23 protein-coding genes and 1 pseudogene are annotated in these 23,094 nt (G+C 59.8%); 20 read left to right on the forward strand and 4 right to left on the reverse strand.

Annotated elements, in window-relative coordinates; all coding sequences use genetic code 11:
• Positions 1-61 precede the first annotated feature (61 nt).
• From VNX23_RS06425 to VNX23_RS06460, 8 genes are all read left to right on the forward strand, one after another.
• On the forward strand, positions 62-253 hold the full coding sequence (locus VNX23_RS06425; RefSeq protein ID WP_349256119.1) for a DUF1059 domain-containing protein: 192 nt from the start codon (positions 62-64) through the stop codon (positions 251-253).
• Between the two features lie 763 nt (positions 254-1,016).
• Positions 1,017-1,973, forward strand: a complete 957-nt coding sequence (locus tag VNX23_RS06430) for a dihydrodipicolinate synthase family protein (RefSeq protein WP_325628347.1) — start codon at positions 1,017-1,019, stop codon at positions 1,971-1,973.
• 82 nt (positions 1,974-2,055) lie between these two features.
• The gene (locus tag VNX23_RS06435; protein ID WP_325628348.1) at positions 2,056-3,378 is read left to right on the forward strand and encodes an ABC transporter substrate-binding protein; all 1,323 of its coding nucleotides are present in this window, start codon (positions 2,056-2,058) and stop codon (positions 3,376-3,378) included.
• A 76-nt stretch (positions 3,379-3,454) separates the two neighbouring features.
• Positions 3,455-4,351, forward strand: a complete 897-nt coding sequence (locus VNX23_RS06440) for a branched-chain amino acid ABC transporter permease (protein WP_325628349.1) — start codon at positions 3,455-3,457, stop codon at positions 4,349-4,351.
• A gap of 1 nt (position 4,352) precedes the next feature.
• Complete coding sequence (locus tag VNX23_RS06445; RefSeq protein WP_325628350.1) at positions 4,353-5,303, forward strand: branched-chain amino acid ABC transporter permease; 951 nt, start codon at positions 4,353-4,355, stop codon at positions 5,301-5,303.
• Positions 5,300-6,082 carry an ABC transporter ATP-binding protein gene (locus VNX23_RS06450; protein WP_325628351.1) on the forward strand — a complete coding sequence of 261 codons (783 nt, stop codon included), beginning with the start codon at positions 5,300-5,302 and terminating at the stop codon, positions 6,080-6,082. Before VNX23_RS06445 ends, VNX23_RS06450 begins: the two co-directional genes overlap by 4 nt.
• On the forward strand, positions 6,075-6,716 hold the full coding sequence (locus VNX23_RS06455; RefSeq protein WP_325628352.1) for an ABC transporter ATP-binding protein: 642 nt from the start codon (positions 6,075-6,077) through the stop codon (positions 6,714-6,716). The genes VNX23_RS06450 and VNX23_RS06455 overlap by 8 nt, the downstream gene beginning before the upstream one ends.
• A 24-nt stretch (positions 6,717-6,740) precedes the next feature.
• On the forward strand, positions 6,741-6,938 hold the full coding sequence (locus VNX23_RS06460) for a HigA family addiction module antitoxin (protein WP_414642954.1): 198 nt from the start codon (positions 6,741-6,743) through the stop codon (positions 6,936-6,938).
• Positions 6,939-7,132: 194 nt separating this feature from the next.
• Here the strand turns inward: VNX23_RS06460 and VNX23_RS06465 are convergent, their stop codons facing one another.
• Both VNX23_RS06465 and VNX23_RS06470 read right to left on the reverse strand, forming a co-directional pair.
• Entirely contained in the window at positions 7,133-7,435 is a 303-nt protein-coding gene (locus VNX23_RS06465; RefSeq protein ID WP_325628353.1) for a hypothetical protein, read from the reverse strand.
• 125 nt (positions 7,436-7,560) lie between these two features.
• Positions 7,561-8,238: a hypothetical protein gene (locus VNX23_RS06470; protein WP_325628354.1), complete on the reverse strand. Its 678-nt coding sequence runs from the start codon at positions 8,236-8,238 to the stop codon at positions 7,561-7,563.
• A gap of 247 nt (positions 8,239-8,485) precedes the next feature.
• On the opposite strand from VNX23_RS06470, the gene VNX23_RS06475 reads away from it, so the two are divergent.
• From VNX23_RS06475 to VNX23_RS06520, 10 genes are all read left to right on the forward strand, one after another.
• Positions 8,486-8,872 carry a hypothetical protein gene (locus VNX23_RS06475; protein ID WP_325628355.1) on the forward strand — a complete coding sequence of 129 codons (387 nt, stop codon included), beginning with the start codon at positions 8,486-8,488 and terminating at the stop codon, positions 8,870-8,872.
• Positions 8,872-9,468, forward strand: a complete 597-nt coding sequence (locus tag VNX23_RS06480) for a hypothetical protein (RefSeq protein ID WP_325628356.1) — start codon at positions 8,872-8,874, stop codon at positions 9,466-9,468. Before VNX23_RS06475 ends, VNX23_RS06480 begins: the two co-directional genes overlap by 1 nt.
• Before the next feature lie 129 nt (positions 9,469-9,597).
• Entirely contained in the window at positions 9,598-10,044 is a 447-nt protein-coding gene (locus tag VNX23_RS06485; RefSeq protein ID WP_325628357.1) for a hypothetical protein, read from the forward strand.
• A gap of 298 nt (positions 10,045-10,342) precedes the next feature.
• Positions 10,343-10,876: an HdeD family acid-resistance protein gene (locus tag VNX23_RS06490; protein ID WP_325628358.1), complete on the forward strand. Its 534-nt coding sequence runs from the start codon at positions 10,343-10,345 to the stop codon at positions 10,874-10,876.
• A gap of 338 nt (positions 10,877-11,214) precedes the next feature.
• On the forward strand, positions 11,215-11,304 hold the full coding sequence (locus VNX23_RS06495) for a K(+)-transporting ATPase subunit F (protein ID WP_291566380.1): 90 nt from the start codon (positions 11,215-11,217) through the stop codon (positions 11,302-11,304).
• A gap of 52 nt (positions 11,305-11,356) precedes the next feature.
• A complete protein-coding gene (kdpA, locus tag VNX23_RS06500) occupies positions 11,357-13,060 on the forward strand; it encodes a potassium-transporting ATPase subunit KdpA (RefSeq protein ID WP_325628359.1) in 1,704 nt (567 codons plus the stop codon).
• A 21-nt stretch (positions 13,061-13,081) separates the two neighbouring features.
• Positions 13,082-15,202, forward strand: coding sequence for a potassium-transporting ATPase subunit KdpB (gene kdpB, locus VNX23_RS06505; protein WP_325628360.1), 2,121 nt, complete (start codon positions 13,082-13,084; stop codon positions 15,200-15,202).
• 103 nt (positions 15,203-15,305) lie between these two features.
• On the forward strand, positions 15,306-15,908 hold the full coding sequence (locus VNX23_RS06510) for a K(+)-transporting ATPase subunit C (protein WP_325628361.1): 603 nt from the start codon (positions 15,306-15,308) through the stop codon (positions 15,906-15,908).
• A 56-nt stretch (positions 15,909-15,964) separates the two neighbouring features.
• Positions 15,965-18,691 (forward strand): sensor histidine kinase KdpD, encoded by a 2,727-nt coding sequence (locus tag VNX23_RS06515; RefSeq protein ID WP_325628362.1) that lies wholly within the window; start codon positions 15,965-15,967, stop codon positions 18,689-18,691.
• Positions 18,688-19,377: a response regulator transcription factor gene (locus VNX23_RS06520; RefSeq protein ID WP_325628363.1), complete on the forward strand. Its 690-nt coding sequence runs from the start codon at positions 18,688-18,690 to the stop codon at positions 19,375-19,377. Before VNX23_RS06515 ends, VNX23_RS06520 begins: the two co-directional genes overlap by 4 nt.
• A gap of 150 nt (positions 19,378-19,527) precedes the next feature.
• Here VNX23_RS06520 and VNX23_RS06525 read toward each other — a convergent pair whose 3' ends face one another.
• The gene (locus tag VNX23_RS06525) at positions 19,528-20,313 is read right to left on the reverse strand and encodes a hypothetical protein (RefSeq protein WP_325628364.1); all 786 of its coding nucleotides are present in this window, start codon (positions 20,311-20,313) and stop codon (positions 19,528-19,530) included.
• A 516-nt stretch (positions 20,314-20,829) separates the two neighbouring features.
• On the opposite strand from VNX23_RS06525, the gene VNX23_RS06530 reads away from it, so the two are divergent.
• Positions 20,830-21,042 carry a DUF3606 domain-containing protein gene (locus tag VNX23_RS06530; RefSeq protein ID WP_325628365.1) on the forward strand — a complete coding sequence of 71 codons (213 nt, stop codon included), beginning with the start codon at positions 20,830-20,832 and terminating at the stop codon, positions 21,040-21,042.
• A 245-nt stretch (positions 21,043-21,287) separates the two neighbouring features.
• On the opposite strand, the gene VNX23_RS06535 is transcribed toward VNX23_RS06530, so the two are convergent.
• On the reverse strand, positions 21,288-22,487 hold the full coding sequence (locus VNX23_RS06535) for a GAF domain-containing sensor histidine kinase (RefSeq protein WP_325628366.1): 1,200 nt from the start codon (positions 22,485-22,487) through the stop codon (positions 21,288-21,290).
• A gap of 250 nt (positions 22,488-22,737) precedes the next feature.
• On the opposite strand from VNX23_RS06535, the pseudogene VNX23_RS06540 reads away from it, so the two are divergent.
• Positions 22,738-22,971 (forward strand): annotated as a pseudogene (locus tag VNX23_RS06540) (response regulator); the annotation flags it as partial.
• Positions 22,972-23,094: the final 123 nt, after the last annotated feature.

Raw genomic sequence — 23,094 nt, forward strand, 5'->3', positions numbered from 1 at the left:
CGTATGCTCCCGCTATGACGTGAGTTGGCTTGATCGTCATCATTTGGTGATGGAGGAAACAATGGGGCGAAAGTTCATCGACTGCCGTCAATTCCCGAGTGAAATGAACTGCACAATTGCTATCAGCGCCGACACAGAGGCGGAGCTGTTAGACGCCGCCGTACAACATGCAGTGGCCGTACACCGCCATCAGGATACACCTGAATTGCGCGATCAGATCAAGAGTGCGATCAAGGAAGGAACACCTCCCTAGGCATCTGGGCGGACCTTTGCGGATAGGTCGCAGGTTGGGTCGTGTGCCACGGCGTCTATTGAAGGAAGCATATCATGACTGCATTTAATGCGGTGCGTTTCCGAGTGAGGCCCGGACAGGATCAAAAATTTACCGACGCGCACAAGAACATCAGCTGGCCCGGCCTCAGGCACGCTTACATGATAAAGACCAGCGACCACACCTATTGCATCATCGCCGAATGGCCGGACATGGAAACGCTCGCGAACGCACGTCCGAATATGATCGCGACGCTAGACTCGTTCCGAGACACACTAGAAGACCTTGGCGGCGGTCTGGGTGACCGACCCAGTTTCAGGTCCGCTTGTCCTGACGTTTAAATAGCAGATGCGCTGTGTCCGCATAAGGCGTGATCACGGCAGTGGGGTGGCCAAGCGCGTCGCCCCATCTCCACCCGATCCTGCTTCTCGCGCCCACACAATTAGGCGTGAAGGCTTCGACACGCGCAATTGCGGGCGAAGATGGTGCTCAACCCTTTAGAAATGGCGGCGCTTGCTGGTGTTGTGGCGACTTCCGGATTTGGCACTTTTGCGACATGCCGCCCCTTACGATCAATGTCGGCTTTCGGGGTGTAAAGCGGCTAATGCGGACATTGCCAAACCATCGTTGGCGGTTACCAACGGAAATATCTGCACGTTCCCGCGACGCATCCTCAATTGACAACGATAGTCCAGATCGGATTACCTTAAAGGAGCGGCAACCAACAACGCGCAAGGGAGTACTCATGCCCCCTGTCTCGGCCTATGCTCCCCATGGTGTCATTCCTGCGGTGTTGCTGCCGTTCGATAACGACCTCTCCATTGACGAAACAAGCTTTCGCAAGCACCTGCGCGATGTCAGCGCTACGCCAGGCATTTCTGCCATCACTGTCAATGCGCATTCGACGGAGGTGGCCTCCTGCACATTCGACGAACAACGCCGCGTGCTCGACATTGCCCGAGACGAAGTTGGTGAACGCATCCGGATTGTCAACGGCATATGGGCCGATGGTAGTCTGGAAGCTGCGCGCATCGCTCGCATGGCCACGCAAGGCGGGGCGTCGGCGCTACTGGTGTTTCCTCCTGGCCCTTTCACCCTTGGCCAATCTCAGGAGATGGCGCTAGCGCACTTTAGACGCATTGCAGACGCCACCGATCTGCCGCTGATCGTGTTTCAATATCCGCTGGCGACCGGACAAGGTTATCCGAAGGACACGCTGCTGCGCCTGTGTCATGAGGTGCCGTCGATACGCGCCATCAAGGACTGGATCGGCGATGTGCCTCACCATGAATGGCACATTCGCACGTTACAGAATTTGCCGCGGCCCGTGAACGTGCTGACGACGCACAGTTCGTGGCTGTTTGCATCACTGACGCTCGGCTGCAACGGGCTGCTGTCCGGGAGCGGCAGCGTCATCCCCGATCTGCACGCGCAGTTATTCCACGCCGTCCAAACCGACAATCTTGCGGAAGCCAGGCGGCTGAACGATCGCATCGAACCGCTGGCCCGCTGTTTCTACGCAGACCCGTGGATAGACATGCACAACCGCATGAAGGAGGCGCTGGTGCTGCTTGGCAGGCTGCCGCGCGCCGTCGTGCGTCCACCGCTGGTCAAGCTTGGCAACGCTGAGATCGCGCTCGTGCGGCAGGCACTGGCGGAGTCCGGCCTGCTCGAAGAGAGGGCCAACAGCAGCGCCGCCTAGCGGGTGCCACGTCGCGTAAAATCTGGAATTCGGGACTGATACCAAAAAAGCACGATACGGGCTCGCATAGGGAGGAGCGACAATGTTGAATCGAGGAAGCTCGCTTGGGGGCGTGCTGGGGACGCTTTGGGTACTGGTTTCATTGCTTGAAGTTGCCATCCCTCCCGCACAGGCGCAGAACGCCGCTCCAGCGGCTGCGCCGGTAAAGCTCGGCATCGTTAGCTTTTTGACCGGCCCCGCCGCAGCACCGTTCGGCATTCCCGGACGTAACGGCGCGGAGATCATGATCGAGGCCATGAACGCCGGAAAGGTGCCGGCACCTTTCAACAAGGTCGGGTTCGGCGGCAGTAACATCGAAGCAAAGTATATCGATGAGGCGGGTTCCGCTGCCAACGTTGTCACTGAATTCCGCAACCTCGTGCAGCGCGACCAGGTGGATGCCGTGGTCGGCTACGTCTCTTCGGGCAGCTGCCTCGCGGTGACGCCAGTCGCCGAGGAACTAAAAGCACTCACCGTGTTCTACGATTGCGGAACGCCGCGCATCTTCGAGGAAAAGTCGCGCGCCTACGTGTTCCGCGTCAGCCCACATGCGACGATGGATAGCGTCGCCGCGGCGCGCTATCTGCTTGCCAAGAAGCAGGATGTCACGAGCTATTCCGGCATCAACCAGAACTACGCCTGGGGCCAGGACTCCTGGCGGGACTTCGCCGGCGCGATGCAAGTGCTTGCCCCGAAAGTGACCGCGGACAAGGCGCTTTTTCCAAAGCTGTTCGCGGGAGAATATGGCGCCGAGATCTCGACGCTTCTGACGTCAAAATCGCAGATACTTCACACCAGCTTCTATGACGGCGATCTCGAAGCGTTTGTCTATCAGGAACAGGCGCGCGCGCTCGACAAGCGCATGACGATCCTCGCCACCACAGGCGAAGCCGCGATGTGGCGTCTGCGCGACAAGATGCCGAACGGCACCATGATCGGCGGGCGTGGTCCGCACGGCCCGCTCGCGCCCGATAGCGACTTGAACCGCTGGTTCCAGAAGATCTACACAGATCGCTACAGCATCCCGCCGACCTATCCCGCATATCAAATGGCGATGTCGCTGCTCGGGCTGAAACTGGCCTACGAGAAGGCAAGGAAAGGCGACGCCAAGCCGACCACCGACGAAGTGGCGGCTGCGTTCAAGGGCATCGAGTTCGATGGCCCCTCAGGCAAGGTCAAGCTCGCCATCGGCGATGGCCACCAGGGCATCTCGGAGACGGCCTACGGCACCTATCGCTTCAACAAGGAAAAGAACGAGCCCGAGATCGTCGACATCATCCGCTTCCCGGCCGAGTGCGTGAATCCGCCGGCCGGCATCAATGCTGACGACTGGATCAAGGACGGCATGAAAGGTGCCAAGTGCTGAGCAAAACCCGATCAGCCTGTCGTCCGGGGCATGGCAAATTTGCGGCTTCGGCCGATTTCCTCGTCAGGAAGGTTCGGTGCTGACCGCCTTCGCCATTCTGATCGATGGGCTGGTCTACGCAGCCTACCTGTTCATCGTTGCCATCGGGCTGACGCTGATCTTCGGGGTCATGAAGATCCTGAACGTCGCGCACGGTTCGTTTTACACATTCGGCGCCTACGGTGCCGCGACCGCCGTCGCCATCTATTTCGATCGCGGCCTGCCGGATGCCGGCGGATTTCTGCTGATGGTGCTTTTCGCCATGATTCTCGGGCTCGCGCTCGGGCTCATTCTCGAGCGCGGCGTCATGCGACTGGTATATGGCAGGGATGAAGTGGTGATGGTGCTGGTGACCTACGCCGCTTTCTTGGTCCTCGAAGACATCGTCATATTGGTCTGGGGACCGGGCTCCTACGCGACCTATCAGCCGCTGCTCGCCGCCGGCAATATAGAAGTCGGCGAACTCATCCTGTCGAATTACGATCTCGGTCTGATCGTAGTCGCGGCATTACTCGCCGCGGTATCCTATTGGGCGCTGAAATTCACCCGCTACGGGATGCTGCTGACCGCCGTGATTTTTGATCGCGAAACCGCTGCAGCGTTCGGCATTAATGTCCGCGTGGTTTATACCGTAACGTTCGTGATCGGCGCGATGCTCGGAGCGCTCGGGGGGGCGATCATGGCCCCGAAGATCGCCGTGACACTCGGCATTGGCGTCGAAGTGATCGTGCTCGCGTTCGCCGTGGTAGCGATCGGCGGCATGGGGTCGATCGAAGGCGCGCTTGTCGGCGCACTGATCGTCGGGATATGCCGTGCTGCTGCGGTGCACCTCGTCCCGCAGGTCGAATTGTTCGTCATTTACGGGGTCATGGCGCTCGTGCTCATGATCCGGCCTTACGGCCTGTTCGTGCGCGCCCAACCGAGAAAAATTTGAGATGGCACATGGCGGCCGGATCGCAGCGATTTCGGCCCTGCTGGCGGCCACCGCCGCAGCCTTCGTGCTGCCGGACTGGATCATCTCGCTCGCCACCATCGCCTTTGCAAACGGCTTAGTAGTACTGGGCTTGATCGTGATGTGGCGCGCTGGGCTCGTCTCGTTTGGACAAGCAATGTATTACTGCATCGGCGCCTATGCCGTGGCGCTCATCGGCCGCTGGACCGGCGTGACCGATGCCGTCGCTCTGGTGCTGATTGGCGGCGCTTGCGCCGGACTGGTATCCTTCGTGGTCGGTTTCCTGCTGGCGCGTTACCGCGAGATATTCTTCGCGATGCTCAGCCTGGCATTTTCCATGATCCTGTACGGGGTGCTTGTGAAAACCGAGTCGCTCGGTTCGACCGACGGCTTCAGCGTGATCGTGCCGACCTTTTTAGGCTACGCACCGCACCGGGAAAAGCTCCTGGTCGCGCTTTACTGGCTGGTGCTCGCCGTCTGCGCGAGCGCCGCTGTCCTAGTCGATATTTATTTCCGCTCGCTGGCTGGCGCGCTGGCGATACCGGTGCGCGACAATGAAATACGCGTGGAATTTCTTGGCATGGCGGTGTCGCGGCTGATACATACCAAGCTGGTGATCAGCGGCCTGCTCGGCGGCATGGGTGGTGCGCTCGCCGCGCTCGCGGTCGGCCATGTCGATCCCAACATGTCCTATTGGACGACCTCAGGCGAGTTCGTATTCATCACCATCCTGGCGGGCGCCGGATCGGTCGCCCCGGCGTTTGTCGGATCGCTGGTATTCGAGTCGGTGCGCTCGTTCGCGTTCGCCGTGCTTCCGCAGCTTTGGCAAATGCTGCTCGGCTCGGTACTGCTGCTCACAATTCTTTTCCTGCCACAGGGATTGGGCTCATTGATCACGCGGCTGCGCTGGCGCCGCAATGTGGAGGCGCCATGAGCGCGCCTATCCTCTCCGTCCGGGATCTCGGCAAGCGTTTCGGCTCGATGATCGCCGCGCGCGATATCACCGTCAGCGTGCCGGCGCAGCAGACCGTCGGCGTGATCGGCTCCAACGGCGCCGGCAAGACCACCTTCATCAATATGATAACCGGTCATCTGCGGCCGACCACGGGGACGGTTCACTTTGAGGAGCGCGACATCACAGGCCTGCCCTCTCGCAGGATCACGGCAATGGGAATCTCGCGGTCGTTCCAGGTGGCGCAGATATTTCCCTCGCTCACGGTATTCGAGAACACGTGCGCGGCGGCTGCGATCGGCCGCGCTCCGAACAATTTTATGGGCCATGTGCTCACACCCCTGCGTTCGCGGGAGTCAATCGAAGAGGCTGAAACATTGCTCGAACTGTTCGAGATCGCGCGTTACCGCAATAGGCTCGCGGCCACATTGCCGCAGGGCGTGCGCAAGCTGCTTGATATCGGCATGGCTGTCGCGGGCTCCCCGCGCTTGCTACTACTCGACGAGCCGACCAGCGGCGTCTCGATCGAGGAGAAATTCAAACTGATGCAAGTCGTCATGTCGGCATTGCGTAACCGGAAGATCACCGTGCTTTTCGTGGAGCACGACATGGAGATCGTCGAGCGCTTCGCCGAGCGTGTGCTGGCATTTTACGACGGCACTGTGATAGCCGACGGCACGCCGGCCGCAACGCTGGCTGATGCCCGCGTTCAGGCGTTGATTAGCGGTCCCAAGGTGAAAGGCGCCGTTACTCATGTTTAGGGTATCCAACCTCAAGGTGTCGATCGGGTCCATCCCGGTCATCCGCGACGCCTCATTCGCGCTCGAAGAAGGCGAAATGTGCGGGCTTATCGGCCGCAACGGTTCGGGAAAAACCACGTTGTTCCGCGCCATCATGGGCGCCATTCCGGCGAGCGGCATAGCCGAACTCGGTCCAATCAACCTGTTGACGTTGCCGCCGCATCTGCGCGTCGCGCACGGCGTCGGCTATATGCCGGAAGATCGCCGACTGGTGCCCGAATTTACGGTCGAGGAAAATGTCCGCCTGCCCGCATTGTCGCTCAAGATGAGTGGCGCCGATCGGCGTCTCAACTGGATTTTCGGGCTTATACCGGAGGTTGCCCATTTCCGGGCCCGACCGTCGCTTGAATTGTCGGGCGGCCAGCAGAAGATGGTCGCACTAGCGCGAGCACTTATGGCGGGAACCCGAATGCTCCTCCTCGACGAGCCATTCGAGGGATTGGCTCCCGCGCTAGCGCGGCGGCTGGGTGAACTGCTGGCCAACCTAAAGACCGAGGGGGTTTCCATCCTCATCGCGGAATCCAACGAGGTGCATGTAGTCGATTTGCTGTCGCGCGCCTTTCGAATCGAGCGCGGATCCGTGAATCCAGCCTAACAGCTTGTTGGGAGGCGTTCGCCCCTGCGGCGCGTTACTGCTAATACCGCACTTCGATTGAGTTTGTATTTTGGTAACAGTCCGGAGTTCTGGATGAACTTACAAACCCACTACGACTTGAAGATTGCAAGACGAAATCTTGATGCGCAAAAGACATCAAGCGCATCATGGATGAACGCGCAGCCTAAGGCCGCTCGAAGAGGGCGTCTCCAACTTTGTTGAAGCCACTCTTGTGATCGATGAAGCCGCGCAAATTGCAAATGCGCCAATCTTCGAGATCTTTTGCGCGATCCTAATGGATCGATCTCTCGAAGAATTCGAAACCGGTCGGCAACGGCCTGGCTTGTCCAATGCGGGGTAGAGATTTCCTTCCGGCGAGCAGCTCACCTCTGGTGAGATGAACCTGTCGATTAATCTCAGAAACGGGCCGGCATTTTCAACAATTGTCGATAAGCCGCTTCGCATTCCTCCGGTGTCATATCGTCCCTGATCTCGGGAAGGGGAGGCGGGTCTCGGTCCGCAATGTCGCGAGCTCGCGGCGGTTTGCCATAACCGAGATTTAGCAGCATGTTGATCGCCGACACGCGCAGCCTGTCGCTTTTGCAGCTGTGTATGATCCTAACCAGTCCAGAGATAGCAACCGCGCCGTGCTGCCGTACCAATGAAGACAATGCCGCTTCTTCGACTTCCGGGTCTTCTGCCGCCCTTCCTTCGTTCATGGTCGACCTTTTCCGAGGCCCCGGTCATGTGACCGCCTCTGCGTCGTATCCAAGCCAAGCATCAGGTCCAAACTATAAGAAGTTCGCGATGACTCAAGATGCTCTCGATAAATTCGAAGCGCCGATTAGTGCGATGATTTGTGAGGTGCTCCCGGTCGGTCCCACGTTGATCCGCTTGCCTCGATAGCGGAACGCCAAGCCCTGTTGAAGGCGCGGACAGTCACCCCGAATAGTTGCTTCGCTTCCTTCTGCCATTCGAGCTTCGCTTTAATACGCCGGGTTGGATTGGCGAGCATGGCCTCCAAAAGCCAGGCCCGGCACTTGGCTTCGTCAGCAGCGGGTCGGCGACTTTTCTCGGCGGCCAGCCATCGCCGAATTGAATCAGTTCTTGCCAATGGGATCCGGCCGCGGTGTTTCTCGATGCTTTCACAGGCAGAGGCCCGGATGATGCCACCACGAATCGTTTCTTCACGAAACGCTGCGCCACGCCAATCCCCCGAATCGAGTCTGAAGAGCGCGCCGGATGCGGGGTCTTGAGCGTAAGTTTCGACATCGCCTTTGACTATCGCCGACTGAAATCCAAAGACGGCCAACTCCCGCTGCGACCAGCTGGCGCTGCCCTGCTTATTGGATTTTGCGAACGGATCACGACTGTTCTCGCTCGGCTCAGGCAAGAAAAAGCCCATGGCTTCGTATTTGTCACGCAATGACTGGCGGCCTCGCGCAAGGTCGATGTCGGCGATAGCAGCGACAACCAGCCTTAGCGCTTCTGGCAGCGTTACTAGTTCCACGGGATCGATCATCTGACTAAAACCTCAGCTGAATTGTTGAACGGCTTCCTTGCCGTTGGAAATCTGGCCCGAAAACACACTGCAAAATCGTGCTCAGGCTCGCACGGCCGCTCCCTGGAGTAAAACAAAATTAATCGAGTCAAAAACCGGAACGCTATTTTTTTTGGTGTGGGCTATTCGGTCCGATCATGCGCGCATAGAAACGCGTCGAGCCTAGCCCTGTGGTCGGTCACTTTGGACCAAATCTTGGAGCAACATCATGAAACGAAATTCCAAAACATCGGGCGACAAGCGCAATAAATGTTTGAACAGCGACAAACCCTCTTTGCCGGCGCAGGCACGGCAGCATGCTCCCGCGGCAGTTGCCGAGCTCGTCAGGATCATCGAAAACACCAAGAGCGACGGGGCTCGTCTGGCAGCGATCAGCATTTTGTTTGATCGCGGTTTGGGCAAAGCGCCTGAGTCTCTTGATATTGCGGTCAAGGACCGTGTCAAACCCGCGCCGCCACCCAGCCAAGAAGAGCGAGAGCGGTGGGCTGCGGCTTATCGGCGGTCTCGAGTGACAGGGCATTGGTCGATAGATGATCTCGACGACGCCGACTTGGAAGCCGCCGGCATCCCCCACACACCCGAAGGAGAAAGCTAATGTCTCAGTCATCGGCAGGTAGAGCACTGGAACTGATCTCCAGGCCAGGCTTAACCATCACCGAATCCGCAGGCGACTACGATAGTCTGGTTAAGTCACTTCAGCAGGAGATCAGCCCACGCGGCTTTATCGAGCACATGTATGTTGCTGACATGAGTGCAATCGTTTGGGAGAGTTTGCGTCTGCGTCGCTGTGCGGCGGCGATCATCAATATGGCCTTCCGCGCCGCATTGAAGAATCTGCTTGTTCAGTTCTGGAAGAACCCTGACGAGCCGGCTCCATACCAAGAGTCTGAAGTTCTCGCTTTTGAATGGTTTACCGATCCGAATGCCAAGCAGCGCGTCGCAGAAATTCTCAACAAATTTCATCTCGACGAAACGGCCATAGAGGCCGAAGCCATCAGGAGTGTCGCTGCGGATCTCGAGTTGCTCGACCGAATGTTGATGTCACTGGAAGCTCGCCGCAACCGAGCGCTACGCAGCATCGCGGACTATCGGGCGAGCTTTGCGGAAAAAGTGCAACAAGTTTCAGACCGGATTATCAACGCGGAACCACTCCTTCGGATTCGGCAGCCGGCAGGCGGAGCATCGGCCTGACCCATGGCGACCGAACGGCAGATCGCGGCGAATCGGCGCAACGCTGGCAAAAGCGCCGGTCCCCGTTCGCGCGCCGGAAAAAGGCGCGCGCGCAGCAACGCCTACCGACATGGCCTGACCACTGCCATCATGCCAGGTGCCACGCTTGCCCGTCAGGTCGAGAAACTCGCGCGTAAGATCGCCGGCAATGCCAGGGATGAAATCGTCCTCGAACTCGCCAGGGATGCTGCATACGCTGAGATTGAGCTTGCGCGGGTGAGGCGGGTCAAGGTCGCCCTGATTGAACGCGCTGCCGCGCTCGCAGCGCTGGGAACTCCACGCCTGTTCAACTCAGCGCAGGAGGCTATTCGGTTCTTGAACTCAGTCGTCCAGGGTAAAACACCAGCCATGCCTAACCCAGTCGATCCCTCTGCGACGATGCCAACTGAGGAGGTCGAACGAACCGCCGAGGCCATCCGGCGTGCGCTACCCGAACTAGTCAAACTTGATCGATATGAATCCCGGGCTGCCGCGCGGCGCGACAAGGCGGTTCGGCAAATTATCAAAAGTAGAATATCGAAGAAAATCAATCTTTAGATGTTGACGCCCGCCTTTTCGCCAAACGAACCCAATTTTTTGTCGCTATTACAATGCCTTGTTTGGACGGGATTTCGCGAGGGGCGTCGAGTTCATCGACGAGAACGGTAGCGGACCCGGTGTACGCCTTCGGGAGCCGCCAAAGTAGAAGCGGTGACGGGTCTCATGGCAGTCACACAAGCCCGTTCTTCTCCCCTTCGATTGATCTGGATCAAGCCGGAAGTGCTGCACAAAACCAAAGTAATCGACTCTAAATGCGCTCCGTTGCGCCTGATTTGATCTCCGGGGGAACAACGCCATGACCAACACTGCCTTTCTGCCTCAGAGGTCGAGCGTGTGGTGGATCTTTCTCCTGCAAGGTTTTGCGGGAATTATTCTCGGTCTGATGCTGGTGACGGAGCCCGCCGCGACCGTCCTCACGCTCACGACATTTCTCGGCTTCTACTGGCTCATTCTCGGCATGTTGGCGCTGGTGCAGGTCTTTGTCGATCGCGACACTCCCTGGTTCTGGTCGCTGCTCAGCGGCCTGGTCGGCATTCTGGCCGGCGTGCTGGTCTTAAGACATCCGCTGCTCGCGGCAATAACGGTCCCCACACTGATTGTCCTGATCCTTGGCATTCAGGGCTTGGCCATGGGCGTGCTCGAAATCATCGCCGCCTTCTCGGGCGGAGGCGTGGGGCCGTTCATTCTCGGTGCGATCAATGTCGTGGTCGGCATATTGCTGATCAGCTCGCCAGTAGCGGCGGCGTTGGCGGTGCCGATCGTGTTCGGCGTGCTGTTGCTGATTCAGGGCGTCGGACTGATCATCCTGGCGTTTCGGGTCCGCGCCTGAAAATCCTTCCCTGGAAGGCGCGCGTGGCGTCGTATTTATGAGATTCCTATAACTTCGCCTCTGCGGTCGCCTCGAAAACATATGGCCACGGTGGCACTTCAGGGCCACTGCTGACGGCCGGAATTGAACCACCGAGCGACGGCGCTCTCCGCCCTGCGCCCACCGTGCGCGTCAGGCAGGTGCGACTGGGAGAATTCCATGCTGGACATCGTCATGCTGGCCCTCGGCTTGGGCTTCTTCGTGGCCGCCGTCGGCTACACCTATGCGTGCGAGCGACTCTGATTTCGAACGGGTTTTCCCAAGCCGCGATCGCTCGAAAGCGTGAAGGAGCACCAGCCATGATCTTCGACTATTCACTTGCCGGCCTCGTCTCGGTGGGTCTGCTGATTTACCTCACCTACGCGCTGCTGCGGCCGGAGCGGTTCTGAGGCCGCACCTCGTCAACAATCGCCCCTCATTGCAAATTCAGGGCATACCAACATGACCTCAATCGGCTGGATTCAAATTTTCGTCTACTGCGCGATCATCGTTGCGCTGGTCAAGCCGCTGGGCTGGTACATGACGCGCGTGTTCAACGGCGAGCGCACGTTGCTCTGGCCGGCCTTGAGGCCGGTCGAGGCCGCGCTTTACTGGATGGGCGGGGTCGACGAGAAGCGCGAGCAGCATTGGGTGACCTATGCCGTTGCTATGCTGTTCTTTCATATCGGCGGCTTTTTGATCCTTTATGCGGTGATGCGCCTGCAGGCCGTGCTCCCGTTCAATCCGGCGGAGCAGTCGGCGGTGGCCGAAGACCTGTCCTTCAACACCGCGATCAGCTTCATCACCAACACCAATTGGCAGAACTACGGCGGTGAAAGCACGATGTCATACCTCGTGCAGATGCTGGGCCTGACGCACCAGAACTTCCTTTCCGCCGCCACCGGCATTGCGCTTGCGGTGGCGCTGATTCGCGGCTTTGCCCGTTCCTCGATGCGCACCATCGGCAATTTCTGGGTCGATGTGACACGCTGTACGCTTTATGTCCTGCTGCCGATCTGCATCCTCTACACGCTGTTTCTGGTCTGGCAGGGCATGCCGCAGACGCTTGGCGCCTACGTCGAGGCCACGACGCTGGAAGGCGCGAAACAGACGATCGCGGTTGGTCCGGTGGCGTCCCAGGTCGCCATCAAGATGCTCGGCACCAATGGCGGCGGCTTCTTCAACGCCAACGCCGCCCATCCCTTCGAGAATCCGACCGCGCTTTCCAATTTCGTCCAGATGCTCTCGATCTTCGCCATCGGCGCGGCGCTGACCAATGTGTTCGGCCGCATGGTCGGCAATCAGCGTCAGGGCTGGGCGATCCTTGCCGTCATGGGCGTGCTGTTCATTTCCGGTGTTGCGGTTACCTATTGGGCCGAGGCCAACGGCACCACCGCGTTCGAAGCGCTCGGGCTGACCGGTGGCAATATGGAAGGCAAGGAAGTCCGCTTCGGCATCGCTGCGTCGAGCCTTTTTGCGGTCATCACAACGGCGGCGTCTTGCGGTGCCGTCAATGCCATGCATGACAGCTTCACCGCGCTTGGCGGCATGATCCCGCTGATCAACATGCAGCTCGGCGAAATCATCGTCGGTGGCGTCGGCGCTGGCCTCTACGGCATGCTCTTGTTCGTCGTGTTGTCCATCTTTGTGGCGGGCCTGATGGTCGGCCGCACGCCGGAATACGTCGGCAAGAAGATCGAAGCGCGCGAGGTCAAGATGGCGATGCTCGCCATTCTCGTGCTGCCTTTGATGTATCTGGGCTGGACAGCGGTTGCCGTGGTATTGCCGCCGGCCGCCGCCGCGATGGGCAATGCCGGACCGCACGGCTTCACCGAGGTGCTCTATGCTTACACTTCCGCGACCGGCAATAATGGATCGGCCTTCGCAGGCCTGTCCGGCAACTCTTTCTTCTACAATCTGACGCTCGCAAGCTCGATGTTCGTCGGCCGCTTCTTCATGATCATTCCGGCCATGGCGATCGCCGGCTCGCTGGCCGGCAAGAAGTCGATTCCGCCGTCAGCCGGCACTTTCCCGACCACGGGTGGCCTGTTCGTCGGCCTCGTCGTCGGTGTGATCCTCATCATCGGCGGTCTCACCTTCTTCCCGGCGCTCGCACTTGGCCCGATCGTCGAGCATCTGGCGATGAACGCCAACACCCTGTTCTGATCGGTCATTTGGAGTTTCACCATGGAAACCGTCCAAAAAATGAACAAGCGGACACCGGCCGCCACGATGCTCGATCCGAAGATCGTGATGCCCGCGATCGGGTCGGCCTTCCGCAAGCTCGATCCGCGGATCATGGTCAAAAGTCCGGTGATGTTCGTGGTGGAGGTCGTTGCCGCGCTGACGACCGTCATCTTCATTCGCGACCTCGCGACCGGCGGCGCAAATTCCGGCTTCACCTTCCAGATCATCCTCTGGCTGTGGTTCACCGTATTGTTCGCCAATTTCGCGGAGGCCGTCGCCGAAGGCCGCGGCAAGGCGCAAGCCGAATCGTTGCGAAAAACCCGTACCGAAAGCCAGGCCAAGCTGTTGGCCGGATCGGACACGACTTACCGCCTGGTGCCTGGCGCGAGCCTGAAGGTCGGCGACATCGTGCTGGTCGAGGCCGGTGATAACATCCCATCCGACGGTGAAGTGATCGAGGGCATCGCGTCGGTGAACGAAGCCGCGATCACCGGCGAATCGGCACCCGTGATCCGGGAGTCCGGCGGCGACCGCTCGGCCGTGACCGGCGGCACGCAGGTATTGTCGGACTGGATTCGCGTTCGCATCACCGCTTCGCAGGGATCGACCTTCATCGACCGCATGATCAAGCTGGTCGAAGGCGCCGAACGCCAGAAGACCCCGAACGAGATCGCGCTCAATATCCTGCTCGCGGGCCTCACCATCATTTTCGTGTTTGCGACCGTGACTATCCCGAGCTATGCGGCTTACGCCGGCGGCCGGATCTCGGTCGTCATCCTGGTCGCGCTGTTCGTCACGCTGATTCCGACCACCATCGGCGCGCTGTTGTCGGCGATCGGTATCGCCGGCATGGACCGTCTGGTGCGCTTCAACGTGCTTGCGATGTCGGGCCGCGCGGTGGAGGCCGCCGGCGACGTCGATACGCTCTTGCTCGACAAGACTGGCACCATCACGCTCGGCAACCGCCAGGCGACGGCGTTCCGCCCGATCCGCGGCGTCACTGAACAGGACCTGGCGGATGCAGCCCAGCTCGCTTCGCTCGCCGACGAAACACCCGAGGGGCGTTCGATCGTGGTGCTTGCCAAGGAAAAATACGGCATCCGGGGCCGCGATATGGCGGAATTGAAGGCGACGTTTGTTCCCTTCACCGCACAGACGCGCATGAGCGGCGTCGATGCCGGATCCTCCTCGGTGCGCAAGGGTGCGGTCGACGCCATCCTCAACTACGTCAGCGGCGGCAGCGTGGCACTGGCGGCGGCCTCGGGCGGGACGGTGCGGGCACTTCATCCGGCCGTCAGCCAGGAAGCCGAACGCGAGATTCGATCGATCGCCGACGAGATCGCCAAGACGGGCGGAACGCCGCTGGCGGTTGCCAAGGATAACCGTCTGCTCGGCATCGTGCAGCTCAAGGACATCGTCAAGGGAGGCATCCGCGACCGCTTCGCCGAGCTGCGCCGCATGGGCATTCGTACCATCATGATCACCGGCGACAACCCGATGACGGCGGCCGCGATCGCCGCGGAAGCGGGCGTCGATGATTTTTTGGCCCAGGCTACCCCCGAAGACAAGTTGAAACTCATCCGAGACGAGCAGGCCAAGGGCAAGTTGGTTGCGATGTGCGGCGACGGCACCAATGACGCGCCGGCGCTTGCGCAAGCCGATGTCGGCGTTGCCATGAATACCGGCACGCAAGCCGCGCGCGAAGCCGGCAACATGGTCGATCTCGACTCCAATCCGACCAAGCTGATCGAGGTGGTCGAAATCGGCAAGCAGCTGCTGATGACCCGAGGCGCGCTGACGACGTTCTCGATTGCCAACGACGTCGCCAAATATTTCGCGATCATTCCGGCGATGTTCCTGGCCTTCTATCCGCAGCTTGCCGTGCTCAACGTCATGCATCTGGCAAGCCCGCAAAGCGCCATCCTGTCGGCGATCATCTTCAACGCGCTGATCATCGTCGCGCTGATTCCGCTGGCCCTGAAGGGCGTGGCCTATCGCGCCGTCGGCGCCGGTGCGCTGCTGCGGCGTAACCTCATGGTCTACGGCGTGGGCGGCATCATCATTCCCTTTATCGGCATCAAGGCGATCGACCTCGTCGTCGCCGCCTTGCATCTGGCCTAGCTGTCATTGCGAGCGGAGCGAAGCAATTCATGCCCCGGCAATCACAAACTGGATTGCTTCGTCGCTTTGCTCCTCGCAATGACGGAGTTTACGGAGACTGAAAATGCTCAGAGAAATCCGCCCCGCCATCATCATTCTGGTCATGCTGACGCTGATCACGGGCCTTGCCTATCCGCTCGCCATGACGGAGGTCGCCGGCGCGATCTTTCCGAAACAGGCGCAGGGAAGCCTGGTCGAACGCGACGGCAAGGTGATCGGCTCGGCCCTGATCGGCCAGCAATTCAAGGACGACAAATATTTCCATGGCCGCCCTTCGGCGACCACGGCGCCGGACCCCGCCGATTCCACCAAGACGGTACCTGCGCCCTACAATGCGGCGAATTCCGGCGGGTCCAACCTCGGCCCGACCAGCAAGGCGCTCAACGACCGGATGAAGGAAGACGTCGAGAAACTAAGAGCGGAAAATCCTTCCGCGCGTATTCCCGTCGATCTCGTCACCACCTCGGCAAGCGGGCTCGACCCGGACATCTCGCCGGATGCCGCGCTGTTTCAGGTGCCGCGGGTCGCCAAGGCGCGCAACATGCCAGACGACCGCGTGCGCCAATTGGTGACGGAGAATACCTCCGGACGCCTTGTGGGGCTGTTCGGCGAGCCCAGGGTTAACGTGTTGGCGCTCAATCTGGCGCTGGATGCCGCCGCCAAATGATAGGATGGTCTTAGGGCCGTCTATGCCCGACTGAGCCTAAGGAATATATTGCCCCGATGGCCCAGCAGCAGCGCCGCGATTTCGAACAACGCCCTTCGCCGGAAGCCTTGCTGGAAGCGGCACGGCGCGAGAGCAGCTCCGCCGGGCGTCTGAAGATCTTCGTCGGCGCCGCGCCCGGCGTCGGCAAGACCTACGAGATGCTTCAGAGCGCGCACGCCCGGCGCAAAGCCGGTGTCGACGTCGTGGTTGGCATGGTCGAGACCCACGGACGGGCCGAGACGGACGCGTTGCTGCAAGGGCTCGAAGTCATCCCCCGCAAACGCATCCTTTATCGCGACCAGATGCTCGAGGAGATGGACCTCGATGCGCTGATCGCGCGGCATCCGCGGCTTGCGCTGGTCGATGAACTCGCCCACACCAACGCCCCCGGCGGCCGGCATCCGAAGCGCTATCTCGACGTCGAGGAGCTGCTTTCCCGCGGCATCGACGTCTATACCGCGGTCAATATCCAGCACATCGAGAGCCTCAACGATGTGGTGGCGCAGATCACGCATGTGCGGGTGCGTGAGACCGTGCCGGATTCGGTTTTCGATCGCGCCGACGCCATCGAACTGATCGATCTTACCCCTGACGACCTCATTCAGCGGCTGAAGGAAGGCAAGGTCTACGTCCCGAAACAGGCCGAGCGCGCGCTCGAGCATTACTTCTCGCCGGGCAATCTGACGGCGCTGCGCGAACTCGCGCTGCGGCGGACCGCCGAGCGGGTCGACGAGCAGCTGCTCACCCATATGCAGGCCAATGCGATCGCCGGGCCCTGGGCCGCCGGCGAGCGCATTCTGGTTTGCATCAGCGAGGACCCGCGCGCCGCGGGACTCGTGCGTTACACCAAGCGGCTTGCGGACCGGCTGCACGCGCCGTGGACCGCGCTCAGCATCGAGACGCGGCGCTCCTTGCGTTTAAGCGACGAAGAAACTGACCGGCTGGTCGACACTTTGCGTCTCGCCGAGGCGCTCGGCGGGGAGGCGCTGACCATTCCGGCCGTCGGACGGCGTATCGCCGACGACATTGTCGGTTTCGCGCAAGCCAACAATGTGACCCAGATCATCATCGGCAAGTCGACGCGAAGCTTTTGGTTCGAGCTCACGCGCGGCTCGGTGGTCCATGATCTGGTCCGCCGCGCAGGCAATATCAGCGTCAATGTGATTGCCGGCGAGGAGCTTGCCGCAGACCCGGTTCCGAAGAAGACCGTGCGCACCGCGGAACGCCATGAGCCGTTTCATCCCTGGCCGCACCTGATGGCGCTCCTGATCGTCGCCATCGGGCTTGGCGCAGCCGAACTGATCCAGCCGCTGTTCGGAATCGAGAATGTCGACCTGGTATTCCTCACCGCCGTGGTAGCGGTCGCGGTTCGCTACGGCCTGTGGCCGTCGCTACTGGCGAGCGTCGCGGCTTCACTTTCCTATAATTTCTTCTTCCTGCCGCCGATCTACACCTTCACGATCACCGAACCGACCAATGTCGCGGCATTTTTCTTCTTCATGCTGATCGCGGTTCTGGTCTCCAACGTCGCGGCAAGGGTACGAGCGCAGGCCGACACCGCGATCGGCCGGGTGCGGACGACGGAACTGCTTTACGCTTTCAGCCGCAAGCTCGCAGGCACCGCGACTCTCGACGACGTGTTGTGGGCGACCGCCTATCAGACCGCCTTGATGCTGAAAGTTCGCGTGGTCCTGCTCTTGCCGGAAGACGGTGTCCTGACCGTGAAGGCCGGCTATCCGCCGGAGGACCAGCTCGACAAGGCGGACCTTGCCGCCGCCAACTGGGCCTGGGACAACGATCGCTCCGCCGGGCGCGGCTCCGATACGCTGCCGGGCGCCAAGCGCCTGTTCCTGCCGATGCGGACGGGACGGGGGTTAATCGGCGTCATCGGGATCGACAACGACAAGACCGGCCCGCTGCTGACGCCGGACCAGCGCCGCCTGCTCGATGCGCTGGTCGATCAGGGCGCGCTGGCGATCGAACGCGTGCTGCTCGTGGAAGACATGGATCGTGTCAAGCGCACGATCGAGTCCGACCGCCTGCGCTCGGCGCTTCTGACCTCGATCTCGCACGACCTCAAGACCCCGCTGGCGTCGGTGCTGGGCGCGGCCTCCACGATGCGCGATCTTTCAAGCGGGCTGAGCGATACCCAAAAACGCGACCTGCTCGCGACCGTGATCGACGAATCCGAGCGGCTCAACCGTTTCATCGCCAATCTGCTCGATATGACCAGGCTCGAATCCGGCGCCGTCATGCCAAAGACCGCGCCTCACGACGTTGGTGAAATCATTGGCAGCGCGTTGCACCGCGCCAGCAAGATTCTCGTGCACCACAAGGTATCGCTCGAGCTCGACGCCGATTTGCCGATGCTTCAACTCGACGCGGTGCTGTTCGAACAGGCGCTGTTCAACCTGCTCGACAACGCCGCCAAATATGCGCCGCCCGACACCATGATCTCGATCAGGGGATGGCAGGACAAGAACTTCGTCACGCTGCAGATCGTCGACGAAGGCGAGGGTATTCCCCGCGCCGAACTGGAGAATGTGTTCGACAAGTTCTACCGCGCGCAGAAGGGCGACCACGTTCGCCCTGGCACCGGCCTTGGACTGGCGATTTCCCGCGGCTTCATCGAGGCGATGCACGGCACGATTTCCGCCGGCAACCGCGCTGACCGCAGTGGCGCGGCGCTGACGATCCGACTGCCCATCCCGGCGGCGTCAAATGCACTGGATACGGCCGCATGAGCGCCGCGCCCATCAAGGTCCTCGTCATCGACGATGAGCCGCCGATCCGAAAGTTGCTGCGCATGGGGCTGACCACGCAGGGCTACGAGATACTGGAAGCTCAAAATGGCAAGGTGGCGCTCGAATTGATGAATGAAGGCCCGGCGCTGATCATCCTCGACCTCGGACTGCCGGACATTCGGGGCCACGAGTTGCTGCGCATGATCCGCGGCCGCAACGACAGCGTTCCGATCGTGGTGCTGTCAAGCCGCGGCGACGAGGCAGGCAAGGTTCAAGCGCTCGATCTCGGCGCCGATGACTACCTGACAAAACCCTTCGGCATGGACGAACTGCTCGCCCGCATGCGCGCGGCGCTGCGCCACCAACTACAGGCGCATGGCGAGCGGCCGGTGTTTCGCTCCGGCGACCTGTCTGTCGACCTGGTACGCCGCATCGTCAAGGTCGGAGAGCGCGAGGTGAAGCTTTCGCCCAAGGAGTACGATCTGCTGCGCGTGCTGGTGCAGCACGCCGGCAAGGTGCTGACCCACCGGTTTCTGCTCAGGGAGCTGTGGGACGAAATGACCGACGCACAATATTTGCGGGTTTATGTGCGGCAGCTCAGGCAGAAGATCGAGACCGATCCGGAGCGCCCGCAATTCGTATTGACCGAAACCGGGATCGGATATCGGCTCAAGGCGCAGGATTAGAGTTTGATCCCGTCAGACCGGTGAAGCCTTAATTGCGTCGGCGGCAACATCAACCCGCAAGGCCAGCTAAATGCTTTGAACTTACTTCCGCTTGACCCGAAGCGGACCTCTGTTTCGCAATCCGAAGGCACGCGATTGCGGCGCGCCCCATCAACCACTCGCTAGGCCCGCCATAACCTGCAGCAGCGGCTGAGGCCCGACCGAGACCTGCCCTATAAACGGTTCGTCATGAGCCAGTATCAGTAGGATAGATGCGGCGATGCCGGTCGCAAAGGCTCCCATGCTGATTGTCGAAGCAAGCCGGTTGTCGCTGTGAACGACCGCGATCGCGAGCAGCGCGCAAGCGGCCTGCAGGAGAAGACAAGCCCATTTCGTCAGATTAACGTGAGATCGGCTAACCAGAATGCGCTGGCGGCGCGCTTCCAATGCATTTTCAAGCGACGTGGCGATCTCGCGCTGTGCAATTTGCTGACCTGGATTGTTGGGCGATAAGGCAAGGGTTTGCTGGAGGGCTTCGGTGAGTGGTGCAGGGCTGATGCTCAGTGTAGCCGCATGCCGAACCATCATCGGCCACTCCGTGTTGGCGGTGTCTTCAATGTAACGCCGAACGAGGCTTCGCAGTTGCGCCTCTGGCTCTCCTGGAAAGGCAGCGGCAAGAATCAAAACCGATTTCAGGGCGCTGGCCTCGCGATTCACTGCAGCACTTGCATGATCGTTGTCACTCCAGACCTGCGCAGCTGTAAACGCCACAAAGAGGCCGAAAATGATGCCCAGCGGCGAGAGCATTCCCGGCGAGACAGCCTTGAACGCGCGTACACGTTCGCCGGTCGCGAGCATCCCGATAACAGTTTGTACCAGGATCGCAAAGAGATAGGTGGCGCTGAAGACAACGATTGCCATCCATATCAATGGAAGATTGTGAAGCCAGTTGCTCATAGTCTGTCTCCTGCCCGCATTGAAGGCGCCCATGGACGATCCTTGGTTTCCTCTATCATGTTAGATCAGCGCGAGAATAGATCAGAAAAAGCTCTGCTTTGCGCTTGGCCCGATTTGAAATTTTTCAGCGAACGTGTGCCGTTTCGTGGAAGGGAAACTAGTCGGCATTTGGCCCTTCGCGTCACTTCGGTGCGGTGCGGAATTTGGTCGCAATCGGGGCATAGCGGACATCATCAAACCGCGCCGATCAAACTCGGTTTATAAGTCCCGATCCAACAACCGGGACGCATTGGCGGCCTGGCGGAATAAGCGCTGCAATTCTCCGGCCACCTTTAACCAATCCATGCTTGAGTTTCAGAATATTTCCAAATGCGGCGGAACGTCGGTCCACGCCGTATGTTGCCTTGACGGCGACGGAATCTTCGCGAGGAGCGGGACAGTCACCATCGCGACCAAGGCGGCGTAACGCCCGCCTAGTCGCGGTTCAGTCTCATCCTCCATCGCGAGCGAAACACAATGAACAAGCGCAAGCCCAACTATTTTCGTAATTCGCTGGATTTGAGGGATAAAGTGCAGGTCAAGGTCCTGCGCAAGCGCCTCAAGCTATCGGAGGAACAGTTCGCCAGCGTAGTTCGGAAGTCCGGGAATTCGATTTCGGCCATCACCAAGGAGGCCACGACTTCAAGCTCTCACGAACTGCCAGCCGCTGCCGCTGTTGTTACTGTCTAGTGTCCTGATTCCGAAGCTCGCATCATTTTGCGGTGATCTTGTTTGCGAACTTCGGAATCGAAAGAAACTCGCAGTAGCAATGATGCGGACTTCTGAACCGCCACACTGGCGTGGCACAAACCTGGATTCCCTTCACCAATTGAACCGCGGTTCCTGCCGTCAGCACCTCTGGGCAGGCCCGACATTGCTCGGCGCCTATCTCGATTGCTGCTCATGTCTGGGGACCGGATCTTCGTTGTCGAGAGCTAATGACCCTGGCGCATCTCGAAAACGAATCTCGTCTCTTCGAGGTTCGAAGACGCCTTCAGCGTGCCACCATGCGCTTGAGCAATCTGTGACGCGATATAGAGGCCAAGCCCCAGGCCTTGCTGGGAAGGGCGGTCGCCGCGCGTGTATGGCTTGAACAGATTGTCCATTGCCTTGTCAGATATTGGAACGCCATAGTTTGTGACCGCTAATTCGAACACTCCATTGATCGTTCTCGCGGAGACGCGAACGGGCCTGCCTTGATCACCATACATGATGGCATTGCCCAGGAGATTGGAGAACAGTTGCCCTATCTTGCCTCGATCGCAGTTGACCGGTTCTTGGATGTCGATTTCGGCTTCAACTGTGACGCCGGGCCACGCGGATTTGAGCTCAGCAATCACTTGCTCAAGAACGGGCGCCAAGGGCTCCTTGGCTTCGCGCTTGACGGTCAGGCCGCCGCCCAGGCGTCCCCTGGCAAAGTCCATGATGTTATCGACAAGGCCTGCCATGCGCAGGACGGACTTCCGAATCGCTAAAATGATCTCTTGTGCTTTCTGAGTGTCTGGATTCTTGAGTAGGACACGCATTCCGGCCTCGACGGATGCAAGGGGGTTGCGAAGATCGTGCCCTAGAACGCCAATGAATTGTTCTCGAAGCTCGGATGTCCTTCTTTCATCGAGTAAGTCGGCTTGACTCATCCGCAGGTCGGCCTGACTTTGCTCCAAGCGTTGGTTGAGCTCCAGTTGCGCCGCAATGAGTTCGCTCAATAACTGAAACGGGCCGAGAATTTCGGGCTTGCCGAGTTCTCGCGGCTTCGGGTCAATGGCACAGAGCGTCCCCCATATCGTTCCGTCGCTGAGAATGATTGGGGCAGAAATATAGCTTCTAAAGCCATACCTAGCCGGCGTTGGGTGATTGCAGAAGGCGCCGTCGGTCTGTGCGTCATTTATGACGACGGTCTTGCCATGCTGTTGTATTTCATTGCAGATCGTAGTTTCGACTTGCAGTTCGCCGCCTTCTCTCAAGCCAAAGTTTATCTTGTCACGAACGGCGCAGCACACCCATTGCCGGGAAGTTACGCGGGCGATGGCAACGAAGCCCATGCCTGTCATCCTGCCGACAACGTCGAGGATTTTCGGAACAGCGCCAATTTGCTGGACGGCGTCTACTTCCGCTTCAATGTCAATCGCCATCATAAATCGCACTGCCCCTGGGCCTTCACGTCAACGCATAGGAACAACGAATGTTCTTGGAACGAATGGGCTGCCGATAAGTTACCCACTGTTATGCCGGAGCAAAAGTGGCCCAATTTGCAAAACCCAGGGATCTGGTCTTGGTAGTTGAGGACGAAGCCCTGGTCCGCATGAATTCGGCCGACGTGATCCGCAATCTGGGCTTCGATGTTATGAGGCGGAAGATGCCGATCACGCGGTTTCTCTTCTCGAATCGGTTCCGGGGATAACGGTTTTGTTCACAGACGTTCAGATGCCCGGATCAATGGACGGCCTCTTGCTTGCCGCTGTCGTGAGAGACCGTTGGCCGCCGATTGGCCTCCTGATCACCTCCGGTAAGCTAGACCATCCAACGGCTGACGTGCCGACGGGAGCGGGGTTTATTTCCAAACCGTATTCACCGTTGGAGCTCAAGGATCAGCTTTATTCGCTCACGGGACGGTGCTGACCTTCGAGGAAGCTCGCAGCCGGTCGTTTGCCACGGATCAGCTATTACCGCGATCTCGACACCCCGCGCTCAAGAGCTGTAGGATGTCTGGTCCGCTTCGGGGACGGCGTATACGGGAGGCTC

Source organism: Bradyrhizobium sp., from assembly GCF_035570375.1.
Taxonomy (GTDB): domain Bacteria; phylum Pseudomonadota; class Alphaproteobacteria; order Rhizobiales; family Xanthobacteraceae; genus Bradyrhizobium.